The sequence below is a fragment of the Halomonas sp. SL1 genome, assembly GCF_003030865.2.
Classification (GTDB): Bacteria; Pseudomonadota; Gammaproteobacteria; order Pseudomonadales; family Halomonadaceae; genus Halomonas; species Halomonas halophila.
The window spans coordinates 36489-49241 of the sequence record NZ_PYUQ02000021.1 but is presented as its reverse complement, the minus strand read 5'-3'; the positions used below and the strand labels follow the sequence as shown (position 1 = coordinate 49241).

Genomic DNA, 12753 nt, shown 5'->3' with positions numbered 1-12753 from the left:
GCGTTGCAGTGAGCAGTGGCGGACAGTGAGCAAGGAGGATGGCGATGCGACTCTCCCAGACGTCTCCGGCATGGCGAAGCGTTCTGCGACTGAGCCTGGCCGGTACCGGGCTCTGCGCCCTGGTGGTGCTGGCCGGAGCGGCGACCCGGCTGATGGATGCCGGTCTCGGCTGTCCCGACTGGCCGGGTTGCTATGGTGCACCGCTGGTGCCCGATGCCGAGCGGGCCCTGGCGCATAGCCCCCATCTGCCGCTCGAGGCGACCAAGGCCTGGATGGAAATGCTGCATCGCTATCTGGCGGCGGGGCTGGTTATCATGGCGCTGCTGCTGGCATGGCGCGGGCTTGGCCTGCGCCGCCGCCACGACGGCTATCCCTGGCGATTGACGCTGGGGCTGCTGGTCGTGCTCGCGGTTCAGGGCGCCTTCGGCGCCTTCACCGTGACCTTCAAGCTGTGGCCCCAGGTGGTGACCCTGCACCTGCTGGGTGGTCTCTCGGTGATGGCGATCTTCCTGTGGCTGCACCTGCGGCTGCGCCGTCTGGCGTTTGGCGCTCCTGCGGTCATGCGACCCCGCCGCCTGACGTCGCTGTGGCGGGTGACGTTGCTGGCACTGGTGCTGCAGCTGGCGCTGGGCGGCTGGACTTCGAGCAATTACGCCGGTATCGCCTGCCAGGGGTTCCCTTCCTGCAATGGCCGCTGGGTCGAGGCGCTGGACTGGGGGGAGGGCTTTCATCTGACCCAGGCGGTGGGGCCCAGCTATCTCTACGGCCAGCTGCACGCCGAGGCGCGCAGCGCCATCCAGGTGGGCCACCGCCTCGGGGCCGCGGCACTACTGGCCTGCCTGATGGCGCTTGGCTGGCGCTACCGCGGTGAGCGACAGATGCGTCCGTGGCTGGCGCTGGCGGTCGGCACCGGCCTGGCCCAGGCGGCCCTGGGCGTGGCCAACGTGCTGCTGTGGCTGCCGCTGTGGCTGGCGCTGCTGCATACGGCGGGCGCCGTCTGCCTGGTGGCCAGCCTGGCCCTGGCGGCGTGGCGATGGCGCTGGCCGGTGCCGCAGGTGGCGTCGGCCAGCGCTCTTTCGGCCTACCAGAACAGCGTCACCAGCGGATAGGCCAGCAGGCTGACCAGCAGGGTGCCGATCAGGTTGAGGGCGAAGCCGGCGCGGATCATCGACTGGATGCGCAGGTGCCCGGTGGCGAACACGATGGCGTTGGGTGGCGTGGCCACCGGCATCATGAAGGCGCAGCTCGCGGCGATGGCGGCGGGCACGGTGATCAGCAGCGGCGAGATACCCAGCGACACGGCCAGCGCGCCGAGCAGCGGCAGGAAGGCGGCCGCGGTGGCGGTGTTGGAGGTCACCTCGGTGAGGAAGATGATGACCAGCACCACCACCCCGATCAGGACCAGCAGCGGAAAGGCGCCGAAGATCTCGAGGCGCTGGGCGATCCACTCGGCGAGTCCCGAGCGGCTGATGGCGCCGGCCAGGGTCAGGCCGCCGCCGAACAGCAGCAGGATGCCCCAGGGCAGCGACTGGGCCGCGTCCCAGGTCATCAGCCGCTCGCCGCTGCCGTCACCCGAGGGCGCCAGAAACAGCGCGATGCCGGCGGCGATGGCAATGCCGGTGTCCGACAGCCAGTCGAGGCCGGCTTGGTTGAGCAGCGGGCGACACACCCAGGCGAGGGCGGCCAGCAGGAAGATCAGGCCGACCCGACGCTCGGCGGCGCTGGTGCGGCCAAGCTTCGCCAGCTCGCGGCGCACCATGCCGGCGCTGTCTTCGCCGCCCGCCAGATGGAAGCGGCGGCGTGTCAGCCACCACCAGGCGCATGCCATCATCGTCACGCTGACCGGCAGGCCGACCAGCATCCACTGGGCGAAGCCGAGGTCGATGCCGCGGCTGTCGGCCAGATAGCCGGCCAGCAGCGCGTTGGGCGGGGTGCCGATCAGGGTGGCGATGCCGCCGATGCTGGCGGAGTAGGCGATGGCCAGCAGCAGGGCGGTCGCGTAGCGGGCGAGCTCGTCGGGGTCGCTGTCGTCCAGCAGGCTGATCACCGACATGCCGATGGGCAGCATCATGATCGCCGTGGCGGTATTGGAGACCCACATGCTGAGAAAGCCGGTGGCCAGCATGAAGCCGCCGATCTGGCGGCGTGGCTCGTGGCCAACCACGCGCAGCACGTGCAATGCGATGCGTCGATGCAGGTTCCAGCGCTGCATGGCGATGCCGAGCAGGAAACCGCCCAGGAACAGATAGATGATCGGGTTGGCGTAGCTCGCGGCGGCCTGCTTGATGTCGCCGAGACCCAGGGCCGGGATCAGCACCAGCGGCACCAGCGAGGTGGCGGGAATCGGGATCGCCTCGGTCGACCACCAGGTGGCCATCAGCAGCGCCAGCCCGGCGCAGGCCCAGGCGCTCTCGTTCATGCCGCCAGGCGGCGGCAGTGTCAGCGTCATCAACAGCCACAGCGGGCCGAGGATCAGCCCGATGCGGGCCGCGGTGGTGGGGGGACTTTCCGAATCGCTCATGCCTGGCTCCTTGCCGTGAAGGCCCTGGGGGGATTGGGGCCGTGCGGGGCAGAGTATAAAATGCGTGTCCTTACCCTTCGATGTTTCCGGGAGTCTGCATGTCCCTTACTACCGCGCTGATCCTGCTGGGCATTGCCCTGGCCATCGTGGCCGGCCTGGCAGCCTATGCCGTGACACTGTGGCGCGAGGTGCGCCGCCGCCGGGCCTTCCGCGAGGATGAGCTGCGTCGCGCTCATGAGAACTGCCTGGAGAACCTGGAGCTGGTGGCTGCGGCCCTGCAGCAGAAGCAGGTCGATATCACCGAGGGTGCCTGGCGCTGCAAGACGCTGCTCGACATCCTCGACCCGAGCCTGGTCGAGCGCCCGGAGTTTCGCGCCTTCGGTGAGGTGCATGGTCGTACCCGCCACCTGCATACGCACTCCGCGCGCCAGGCACTGACGCCGAAGGCGCGTTTCCAGGAGGACCGTGAGCGCCTGGCCGTGGAGGACGAGATGCGCGAGGCCGTGCTCGAGGCGGCTGGCGCCGTGCTGCAGTTCCGCCGAGACTGGCCCGGTTCGCTTCACTGAGGCGTATCTTGTAGGCGATCGCTGACAACGTATGGTTTGCATCCCGCGGTCAGCTTCGGCAAGCTTGTCATCGCACCGTGAATGGCTCATATGCGGAAGGATGCCAGCGTCATATCACGGTCTCTGCTGGCTGAAACCACATTTTCGTGCTTTCTTAACGATGTAGGCGAACGCTGTTCGCTGCCGCTGGCTATGTACCATCGGACCTCCTGGATGGCGTCCCCACGATGGCCATGCAGATTTGTGTGAAGAAGGAGTCTTACATGAAAAAATCTACGACTGGCTTGCTGCTCGGTTCCGCTCTCGTCGTTGGCCTCTCCGGCTGCGCGAGCTCGGCTTCTCAATCTTCCGGCATGGGCGACAGCGCCTCTTCCGATCGTGCCTGGTACCAGCATCCGGCGGTTTGCGGTCTGGCCGGTGGTCTGATCGGTGGCGGTATCGGCTATGCCTCCTCCAGTGAATCCGACGAGGACACCGGTGCGGCCCTGGGCGGCACTGCCGGCGCCACCATCGGCGCCCTGCTGTGCGCCGAGCCCAACAAGGCGGCCGAGCCGGCACCCCGTGACACCGACGGTGACGGCGTGATCGACGCCAACGATCAGTGCCCGGGCACTCCGGCCGGCGTGGCCGTGGATGCCGTGGGCTGCCCGCTGGACTCCGATGGTGACGGCGTGCCGGACTACCAGGACCAGTGCCCGGGTACCCCCGCGGGTGCCGAAGTCAACGCCCTGGGCTGCGTGGAAGACCTGGTGCTGCGTGACGTCAACTTCGAGTTCGACTCCGCGACCCTGACCATGGGCGCCGAGGGCATCCTCGACGACGTCGCCGACAAGCTGGTGGCCAACGAGAACGTCCGCGTTCGCATCGAAGGTCACACCGACGCCGTGGGCAGTGCAGCCTACAACCAGGACCTGTCTCAGCGCCGTGCGGATTCCGTGGCCGACTACCTGGCATCCCAGGGCGTCGATCGCAACCGCATGCGTACCATCGGCTACGGCGAGTCCCAGCCGGTTGCCTCCAACGAGACCGACGCCGGCCGTGCCGAGAACCGTCGCGTCGAGCTGGGCGAGTGGGAGTGATCTCCGACTGAGCCCTCGCCCCGGCCTGCCGGGGCATCTCGAGAGTGAAAGAGGCGCCTTCGGGCGCCTCTTTTCGTTGTGGCAACATGTTTCGCCGCGACGGCATGGCCTCGTGCCGGCGCCGTCTGCTAGGCTAGTCGCGCTTTCGTAAGCGCTTCCGACGACCATTCTTCTTCTGGCGGCATGTGATCCCTGGTATGGATCACCACTGCGCACAAGGAAATTCTTCATCATGCCCATCGTGACCCTGCCGGACGGCAGCCAGAGAACCTACGACGAACCGCTCACCGTGATGCAGGTGGCCGAGAGCATCGGCACCGGCCTGGCCAAGGCCTGCGTGGCCGGCCGCATCGACGGCGAGCTGGTGGACGCCGCGGACGTCATCGACCGTGACGCCGAGGTGGCCATCATCACCGCGCGCGACGAGGCCGGCCTGGAGATCATCCGCCACTCCTGCGCCCACCTGATCGGGCATGCGGTAAAGCAGCTCTATCCCGATGCCAAGATGGCGATCGGTCCGGTGATCGACGACGGCTTCTACTATGACGTCGACTTCGGCCGCTCGGCGACTCCCGAGGACCTCGAGGCCATCGAGCAGCGCATGAAGGCGCTGATCGACACCGGCTACGACGTGGTGCGCGAGTACGTCGACCGCGACAAGGCCATGCTGACCTTCCTGCATCGTGACGAGCCCTACAAGCAGGAGATCGTGCGCGAGATTCCCGATGGCGAGACCATTCGTCTCTACCATCACCAGGAATACACCGACATGTGCCGCGGCCCGCACGTGCCGAACACGCGTCACCTCAAGGCCTTCAAGCTCACCAAGCTGGCCGGTGCCTACTGGCGCGGCGACGCCGAGCGCCCGATGCTGACCCGCATCTACGGCACCGCCTGGGGCGACAAGAAGCAGCTCAAGGCCTACCTCAAGCGTCTCGAAGAAGCCGAGAAGCGCGATCACCGCAAGCTGGCCAAGAAGATGGATCTCTTCCACCTGCAGGAAGAGGCCCCGGGCATGGTCTTCTGGCACCCCAACGGCTGGACCATGTACCAGGCGCTGGAGCAGTACATGCGTCGGGTGCAGATCGAGCACGGCTATCAGGAGATCAAGACGCCTCAGGTGGTCGATCTCTCGCTGTGGAAGGCGTCCGGTCACTGGGGCCACTACAGCGACCTGATGTTCACCACCGAGTCGGAAAAGCGCGAATACGCGGTCAAGCCGATGAACTGCCCCTGCCATGTGCAGGTGTTCAACCAGGGCCTGAAGAGCTACCGCGATCTGCCGCTGCGCCTGGCCGAGTTCGGCAGCTGCCACCGCAACGAGCCCTCCGGCTCGCTGCACGGCCTGATGCGCGTGCGTGGCTTCACCCAGGACGATGCGCACATCTTCTGCACCGAGGGGCAGATCCAGTCCGAGGCCGAGGCCTTCATCGCGCTGACGCTGCAGGTCTACAAGGAGCTGGGCTTCGAGGACGTCGAGCTCAAGCTGTCCACCCGTCCGGATGACTTCATGGGCGAGGCCGAGCTGTGGGATCGCGCCGAGGCCGGTCTCGAGGCCGCGCTGAACAGCACCGGCCTGGACTGGGACCTGCAGCCCGGCGAGGGCGCCTTCTACGGGCCCAAGATCGAGTTCTCGCTGCGCGACTGCCTGAACCGCGTCTGGCAGTGCGGCACCCTGCAGCTCGACTTCAACCTGCCGGGCCGCCTGGGCGCCCAGTTCGTCGACGAGCACGGCGATCGCAAGACGCCGGTGATGCTGCACCGTGCTATCCTTGGGTCCTTCGAGCGCTTCCTCGGCATCCTCATCGAGCACTACGCCGGGGCCATGCCGCTGTGGCTCGCGCCGGAGCAGGCCGTGATCCTCAACATCACCGATTCGCAGCGGGATTTCGTCGAAAATCTCGAACGCCGCTTGCAGAAAATCGGCATGCGCGTCAAGGCGGACTTGAGGAACGAGAAGATCGGCTTTAAAATTCGCGAGCATACGTTGCAGAAGGTCCCCTATCTCCTGGTGGTGGGAGATAAGGAAGTCGAAGCCGATTCCATCGCGGTGCGCACCCGCACCGGCGAAGACCTCGGCACCATGACGGTGGAGACCTTCATCGACAAGGTGCTGGCCGAACGGTTATAACGACATCTTCCAAGACTAAAGTGGAGACGGAACCATCAAGCGAAGCAACCCCAGAGGGCGTCCGCAGGACAAGCGGCCCCCGATGAACGAGCGGATTACCGTAGATGAGGTTCGCCTGATCGACAGCGACGGCGAGCAGCTCGGCGTCATGCCGACTCGCGATGCCCTGGAGCGCGCGGAAGCCGCCGGTATGGACCTGGTCCAGATTTCCAATGCCGATCCGATCGTCTGCAAGATCATGGATTACGGCAAGTTCGTCTTTGAGCAGAAGAAGCAGAAGGCGGCACAGAAGAAGAAGCAGAAGCAGATTCAGGTCAAGGAAGTCAAGTTCCGGCCTGGCACCGACGAGGGCGACTATCAGGTCAAGATGAAGAACCTGACACGTTTCCTCGAAGGTGGCGACAAGGGCAAGGTCACGCTGCGCTTCCGCGGGCGCGAAATGGCCCATCAGGACCTCGGTCGTAAACTGATGGAACGGATCGCCGCCGATCTCGAAGATCTCGGCACCGTGGAGTCCTTCCCGAAGATGGAAGGGCGGCAGATGATCATGATCATTGCCCCCAAGAAGAAGTGATCCGACGGCCCGTCAAACGGATGGCCGGCATCTAGCCGGCCATTGGCCCCGGATTTTCTCAAAAACCTCGAGCGGAGTGTATTCTCATGCCGAAAATCAAGAGCAACAGCGGCGCTGCCAAGCGCTTCAAGAAGACGGCCAACGGCTTCAAGCACAAGCAGTCGTTCCGTAGCCACATCCTGACCAAGAAGTCCACCAAGCGTAAGCGTCAGCTGCGTGGTATGCAGCAGGTCCACGACGCCGACAAGCAGCTCGTGCAGCGCATGCTGCCGAACCTGTAATCCTTGGTAGACCATTTTTAAACGTCAGGAGTAAGCCATGACTCGCGTCAAGCGTGGTGTCGTCGCACGTCGTCGTCACAAGAAGATTCTCAGCCAGGCCAAGGGTTACTACGGTGCCCGTTCACGCGTCTTCCGCGTTGCCAAGCAGGCCGTCATCAAGGCCGGTCAGTACGCCTACCGTGACCGTCGCCAGCGCAAGCGTCAGTTCCGTGCCCTGTGGATCCAGCGTATCAACGCCGGTGCCCGTCAGCACGGTCTGTCCTACAGCCGCTTCGTCGGTGGCCTGAAGAAGGCCGGCATCGAGATCGACCGCAAGGTCCTGGCCGATCTGGCCGTCAACGAAAAGGCTGCCTTTGCCGCTATCGTCGAGAAGGCCAAGGCTGCCCAGTAAGTGATCTCGTGACGGCATGGTGGGCTTCTCGTGAGCGCGCCATGCCACGGATCGTCGCAGGGGAAGAGCAGCCGCTCTTCCCCTGTTTTTTTGGCATGTGACCCCCCTGATCAAGACATCGGAGCACAACGGATGGACCACCTTCCCACTCTGGTCGCCGAGGCCCGCGACGCCGTTCAGGCCGCCGAGAGCATGGCCGCCCTGGACGAGCTGCGAGTGCGCTACCTCGGCAAGAAGGGCGAGATCACCGCGCTGCTCAAGGGCCTCGGCAAGCTGCCCCCCGAGGAGCGCCCGGCGGCCGGCGAGCGCATCAACGAGGCCAAGCAGGCGCTGTCCCAGGAGATCGATGCTCGCCGCCAGGCCCTGGAGAAGGCCGCACTGGAAGCGCGTCTGGCCGCCGAGCGCCTCGACGTGACCCTGCCCGGCCGTGGCCAGCCCAGCGGCGGCCTGCACCCGGTGACTCGCACCCTGGAGCGCATCGAGGGACTGTTCACCCGCGTCGGCTTCGACGTGGCGGTCGGTCCGGAAATCGAGGACGACTACCACAACTTCGAGGCCCTCAACATTCCCGCCCATCACCCGGCGCGGGGCATGGCCGATACCTTCTATTTCGACGCCACCCGGCTGCTGCGTACCCACACCTCGCCGGTCCAGGTGCGCACCATGAAGGACCAGGAGCCGCCGATCCGCATCGTCTGCCCGGGCCGCGTCTATCGCAGCGACTCGGACCTGACCCACACGCCCATGTTCCACCAGGTGGAAGGGTTGCTGGTCGACGAGGACGTACGGTTCTCCGACCTCAAGGGCACCGTCGAGGACTTCCTGCACGCCTTCTTCGAGCGTGACGACCTCTCGGTCCGTTTCCGCCCGTCCTACTTCCCGTTCACCGAGCCCTCCGCCGAGGTCGACATCGAGTGCGTGATGTGCAGCGGCGACGGCTGCCGCGTGTGCTCGCACACCGGCTGGCTCGAGGTGATGGGCTGCGGCATGGTGCACCCCGAGGTGTTCCGCCACGCCGGCATCGACAGCGAGCGATACAAGGGCTTCGCCTTCGGCATGGGCGCCGAGCGCCTGGCCATGCTGCGCTACGGCGTCAACGACCTGCGGCTGTTCTTCGACAACGACCTGCGCTTCCTCAAGCAGTTCGCCTGATCGACCACCGACTACGCGGAAACAGGAACTGACATGAAATTTTCCGAACAGTGGCTGCGTGAATGGGTCTCCCCGGCGCTGGCGACCCAGGCACTGGCCGACCAGGTCACCATGGCCGGCCTCGAGGTCGATGCCATCGAGCCGGTGGCGGCCGAGTTCACCGACGTGGTGGTGGCCGAGGTCGTCGCCCGCGAACAGCATCCCGACGCCGACAAGCTCAACGTCTGCCAGGTCGAGGACGGCAGCGGCGAGCGCGTCCAGGTCGTCTGCGGCGCGCCCAACGTCGACGTCGGCCAGAAGGTGCCCTTCGCCCGGGTCGGCGCGGTGCTGCCCGGCGACTTCAAGATCAAGAAGGCCAAGCTGCGCGGCGTCGAGTCTCGCGGCATGATCTGCGCCTCCTCCGAGCTCGGTCTCGAGGAAGAGGCGTCGCCGGGCATCCTGGTGCTGCCGGTCGACGCGCCGGTGGGCGAGGGCGTGCGCGACTACCTGGGCCTGGACGACCACACCATCGAGGTCGACCTGACCCCGAACCGCGGCGACTGCCTGAGCGTCAAGGGCATGGCCCGCGAGGTCGGCGTGCTCAACCGCCTGCCGGTCGAAGGCCCGGCCATCGCGCCGGTGGCGGCGAGCCACGACGAGACCTTCCCGGTGCGCGTCGAGGACGCCGACGGCTGTCCGCGCTATCTGGGGCGGGTGATCAAGGGCGTCGACGTGACCGCCGAGACGCCGCTGTGGATGGTCGAGCGCCTGCGTCGCAGCGGCATTCGTACCATCGACCCGGTGGTCGACGTCACCAACTACGTGATGCTCGAGCTCGGCCAGCCGCTGCACGCCTTCGATCGCGCCAACCTCAGTGAAGCCGTGGTGGTGCGTCGCGCCCGTGAGGGCGAGCGGCTGGTGCTGCTCGACGGTCAGGAGATCACCCTGGGCGACGGCACCCTGGTGATCGCCGACGAGCGCGGCCCCCTGGCCATCGCCGGCGTGATGGGCGGTGAGCACTCCGGCGTCAGCGCCGAGACCCGCGACATCTTCCTCGAGGCGGCGCACTTCTCGCCGCTGGCGGTGGCCGGTCAGGCGCGCTCCTACGGTCTGCACACCGACGCCTCCCACCGCTTCGAGCGCGGCGTGGACCCGGCGCTGGCCCGCGAGGCCGCCGAGCGCGCCACCGCGCTGCTGCTGGAGATCGTCGGCGGCGAGCCCGGCCCGCTGGTCGAGGTGGTCGACGCCGAGCGCCTGCCCGGCGACCGTGAGGTGCTGCTGCGTCGCGAGCGTCTGGATCAGGCCCTGGACAAGGTACTCGACGGCGAAGAGGTCGGCGAGATCCTCGAGCGTCTCGGCCTCGCGGTCGAGAGCGTCGAGGCGGGCTGGCAGGCGCGCATTCCGAGCTGGCGCTTCGATCTGGCCATCGAGGAAGACCTGATCGAGGAAGTGGCGCGCATCCATGGCTACAACCGCCTGCCGGTGCGTCGTCCCCAGGCCCGCCTGGGCCTCGAGCCCGATCACGAGGCGCGCACGCCGCTGTCCCGCCTGCGCAACCAGATGGTCGCGCGCGGCTACTTCGAGGCGGTGACCTACAGCTTCGTGGCGCCGGAGCTGCAGTCCACGCTGCTGCCGGAATCGGTATCCCCGACGCTGGCCAACCCGATCTCCAGCGACCTGTCGGTGATGCGGGCGAGCCTGTTTCCGGGCCTGGTGCGTGCGCTGCAGCACAACCTCAATCGCCAGCAGACCCGGGTGCGGCTGTTCGAGACCGGCCTGGTGTTCCGCGGCGAGCTGGACGGCCTGCATCAGGTGCCGATGCTCGGTGCCCTGGTCTGCGGCGCCCGCGATCCGGAAGGCTGGAACGGCGGCAAGGACAAGGTCGACTTCTTCGACCTGAAGGGCGACCTGGAGACCCTGCTGGCCATGGGCGGCGAGCCCGAGGCCTGGCGCTTCGAGCCGGCCGAGCATCCGGCCCTGCATCCCGGCCAGTGCGCGCGGGTGCTGTACCGCGGCGAGGAGACCGGCTGGATCGGCACCCTGCATCCGGCGGTACGCGCCGAGCTGGGCCTGAAGGTCGATGCGGTGATGTTCGAGGTGCGTCTCGAGGCGCTGACCCAGGGCCAGGTGCCGGCCTTCGCGCCGCTGTCGCGCTATCCCGAGGTGCGTCGTGACCTGGCCTTCCTGGTCGACGCCGAGCGCCCGGTCCAGGCGCTGCTCGACACCGTCCACGCCCAGGCCGGCGAATGGCTGGTGGATGTGCGCCTGTTCGACGTCTATCAGGGCAAGGGCGTGGCCGAGGGTCGCAAGAGCGTCGCCCTGGGCTTGACCTGGCAGCATCCTTCGCGCACGCTAAATGACGAGGAAATCAACCACTTGGTCGATGCCATCGTCGAGGAGTCGCGGCTGCATCTGGGCGCCGAGCTTCGCGCATGAGGGATTCCGGGCTCGACCAGCAGCGAGAGGGAAGCGACATGGGGGCGTTGACCAAGGCCGAACTGGCCGAACATCTGCACGCCGACCTCGGTCTCTCCAAGCGTGAGGCCAAGTCCATGGTGGAAGCCTTCTTCGAGGAGATCCGCGCCTGCCTGCGTGAGAACGAGCAGGTCAAGCTGTCGGGCTTCGGGAACTTCGACCTCAGGGACAAGAGCGAGCGGCCGGGCCGTAACCCCAAGACGGGTGAGGAGATTCCGATCTCCGCCCGGCGTGTGGTGACCTTCCGGCCGGGCCAGAAGCTCAAGACGCAGGTCGAGGAGTACCATCCCGAGGAAGGCTGACCAGGCCTCCTTCATGCGATATGCCGACGCCACCCTCCGGGGTGGCGTCGGCTTTTTTGTGCCTGTCGAAGCTGCCGCTAGAGTGCGCCCCTCTCCAGCCACCAGGTGATCACCACCTTGAGCACATAGCCCAGCATGCCGGCGCCGAGAACCACGAACAGCATCAGGGTGCCGAAGCGCCCGGCCTTCGACTGCCTGGCCAGGTCCCAGATGATGAAGCACATGAACAGCATCAGGCCGCCGATCATCAGGGGGGTGATCCAGGCTTCGAAGGTGTGGGTCATGAGGGCTCCCGGAGATGAGGTGGGCGGGGTGGCCAGTATACGGTCTGGCGCCCTGGTCCGCAGTGGGGCGAGGGTGCGGTCATGCCGGCGGCCGTGTTAACATCCGATCAAATTTCTCAGGCAAATCCATGACATGCCCAAGCTCAAGATATTCGTCGGCACCATGTATGGCGGCGCCCTGGATGTGGCCGAGCAGGTTCAGCCGCTGTTCGAGGACGCCGGCTATGAGGTCGAGATCTTCGACCAGCCGACCCTGGCCGACCTGACCGACACGCCCACCGATCTGGCGCTGTTCTGCGTCTCCACCACCGGCAGCGGCGACGTGCCCGGCAATATGGTGCCCTTCGTGCGCGAGCTGGATGCCCGTAGCCCCGGGCTCACCGAGCTGCGCTACGGCATGATCGCCCTGGGCGACGGTTCCTACGTCGATTCCTTCTGCGGCGCCGGGCGCTCCCTCGACGAGCGGCTTCAGGGGCAGGGCGCCACGCGTCTGGGCGAGCGCCTCGAGATCGACGCCATGGAGACCTTCATGGCCGATGATGCCGCGATACCCTGGGTCGAGGAGTGGATCGCCACCCAGCAGCTGAAGGTGGCCTGATGGGCGCGACCTCGAGCCCCGAGCGGCTCAGTCTGCTGGTCGGGCTGGCGGTGATGATGGCGGCGACCCTGCCGCGCTATCTGATCGGTGGCTATCAGACGCGCCTGATCCTGCTGACGTTCGCGATCGTCGCGGTGCTTGGCGTGGCGCTGGCCCAGTGGCGGCTGCTGGCCGCCGAGGCCCGTCCCAGGCTGCCGGTACTGCTGCGCCGGCTGGTGGTCTTCCTGGCGGCGGGGCTGGTGGCGATGGCGGCCTGGCAGGGCCTCGTCGCCGGCTGGAGCGGCTGGGCGCTGCTGGCTTCCCACGGCACGACCCTGGGGCTGCTGCTGCATGCGATCGCTATCTGGCTCAAGCCCCTGCGCGACTGAGCGCCTGCCCATGCCAGACGAAGAAGCCCCGCCGGCGGATGCCGGCGGGGCT

General features: G+C 66.8%; 14 protein-coding genes. 12 read left to right on the top strand and 2 right to left on the bottom strand.

Annotated features, from left to right (window positions below):
• Positions 1-44: 44 nt before the first annotated feature.
• Entirely contained in the window at positions 45-1109 is a 1065-nt protein-coding gene (locus tag C9J49_RS14275) for a heme A synthase (protein ID WP_107181963.1), read from the top strand.
• Here C9J49_RS14275 and C9J49_RS14270 read toward each other — a convergent pair.
• Positions 1082-2521 carry a DASS family sodium-coupled anion symporter gene (locus tag C9J49_RS14270; protein ID WP_107181962.1) on the bottom strand — a complete coding sequence of 480 codons (1440 nt, stop codon included), beginning with the start codon at positions 2519-2521 and terminating at the stop codon, positions 1082-1084. The two genes, C9J49_RS14275 and C9J49_RS14270, sit on opposite strands and share 28 nt — an antisense overlap.
• 98 nt (positions 2522-2619) lie before the next feature.
• Here C9J49_RS14270 and C9J49_RS14265 point away from each other — a divergent pair, with 98 nt between their 5' ends.
• The 9 genes from C9J49_RS14265 to C9J49_RS14225 all read left to right on the top strand — a co-directional run bounded on the left by C9J49_RS14265 (position 2620) and on the right by C9J49_RS14225 (position 11451).
• Complete coding sequence (locus C9J49_RS14265) at positions 2620-3087, top strand: DUF2489 domain-containing protein (protein ID WP_035595832.1); 468 nt, start codon at positions 2620-2622, stop codon at positions 3085-3087.
• A gap of 263 nt (positions 3088-3350) precedes the next feature.
• On the top strand, positions 3351-4166 hold the full coding sequence (locus C9J49_RS14260) for an OmpA family protein (protein ID WP_046078745.1): 816 nt from the start codon (positions 3351-3353) through the stop codon (positions 4164-4166).
• Between the two features lie 232 nt (positions 4167-4398).
• Complete coding sequence (thrS, locus tag C9J49_RS14255) at positions 4399-6297, top strand: threonine--tRNA ligase (RefSeq protein ID WP_046078744.1); 1899 nt, start codon at positions 4399-4401, stop codon at positions 6295-6297.
• Positions 6298-6331: 34 nt separating this feature from the next.
• The gene (gene infC, locus C9J49_RS14250) at positions 6332-6871 is read left to right on the top strand and encodes a translation initiation factor IF-3 (RefSeq protein ID WP_081945830.1); all 540 of its coding nucleotides are present in this window, start codon (positions 6332-6334) and stop codon (positions 6869-6871) included.
• Positions 6872-6957: 86 nt separating this feature from the next.
• Positions 6958-7152 (top strand): 50S ribosomal protein L35, encoded by a 195-nt coding sequence (gene rpmI, locus C9J49_RS14245; protein ID WP_035595839.1) that lies wholly within the window; start codon positions 6958-6960, stop codon positions 7150-7152.
• A 37-nt stretch (positions 7153-7189) separates the two neighbouring features.
• Entirely contained in the window at positions 7190-7543 is a 354-nt protein-coding gene (rplT, locus tag C9J49_RS14240; RefSeq protein WP_016854830.1) for a 50S ribosomal protein L20, read from the top strand.
• A 132-nt stretch (positions 7544-7675) separates the two neighbouring features.
• Complete coding sequence (gene pheS, locus C9J49_RS14235; protein ID WP_035595842.1) at positions 7676-8695, top strand: phenylalanine--tRNA ligase subunit alpha; 1020 nt, start codon at positions 7676-7678, stop codon at positions 8693-8695.
• 33 nt (positions 8696-8728) lie between these two features.
• Positions 8729-11110, top strand: coding sequence for a phenylalanine--tRNA ligase subunit beta (gene pheT, locus C9J49_RS14230; protein WP_046078743.1), 2382 nt, complete (start codon positions 8729-8731; stop codon positions 11108-11110).
• Between the two features lie 38 nt (positions 11111-11148).
• Entirely contained in the window at positions 11149-11451 is a 303-nt protein-coding gene (locus C9J49_RS14225) for an integration host factor subunit alpha (RefSeq protein ID WP_016854833.1), read from the top strand.
• 77 nt (positions 11452-11528) lie between these two features.
• Here C9J49_RS14225 and C9J49_RS14220 read toward each other — a convergent pair whose 3' ends face one another.
• Positions 11529-11735, bottom strand: a complete 207-nt coding sequence (locus C9J49_RS14220) for a DUF2788 domain-containing protein (RefSeq protein WP_016854834.1) — start codon at positions 11733-11735, stop codon at positions 11529-11531.
• Positions 11736-11868: 133 nt separating this feature from the next.
• Here C9J49_RS14220 and C9J49_RS14215 point away from each other — a divergent pair, with 133 nt between their 5' ends.
• Both C9J49_RS14215 and C9J49_RS14210 read left to right on the top strand, forming a co-directional pair.
• Positions 11869-12333, top strand: coding sequence for a flavodoxin domain-containing protein (locus tag C9J49_RS14215; protein WP_035595849.1), 465 nt, complete (start codon positions 11869-11871; stop codon positions 12331-12333).
• The gene (locus tag C9J49_RS14210) at positions 12333-12701 is read left to right on the top strand and encodes a hypothetical protein (protein WP_046078742.1); all 369 of its coding nucleotides are present in this window, start codon (positions 12333-12335) and stop codon (positions 12699-12701) included. Before C9J49_RS14215 ends, C9J49_RS14210 begins: the two co-directional genes overlap by 1 nt.
• The last annotated feature ends 52 nt before the right edge of the window (positions 12702-12753 follow it).